Genomic DNA, 283 nt, shown 5'->3' with positions numbered 1-283 from the left:
TTTGGTGGCCATGTTTCGTATATCATCTTTAGTCGCCATCTGTTTCAAATCTTCTTTAGAAGCCAGTTGGCTGAGCCTTTCTTTGATAGAATCAAGTTCGCCCAATTTCTCTAGAATAAAATCCAGTCTATCTTCCATTTGTAAGACCTCCTGGCGAAATCGCTTATTATTAATTTATTATAGCATGGGCGGATGGGTAATCAGGGATGAAAATCAATGTCTATATAAGTTGAATTAATTTTTCTTCATCAGCGTTGGAGAGGCCGTCTACTTTGGTTAACGC

Origin of the sequence: Siminovitchia fortis (assembly GCF_007681465.1) — a bacterium.
Taxonomy (GTDB): domain Bacteria; phylum Bacillota; class Bacilli; order Bacillales; family Bacillaceae_C; genus Siminovitchia; species Siminovitchia fortis.
Note: the sequence above shows the minus strand (reverse complement) of the source record.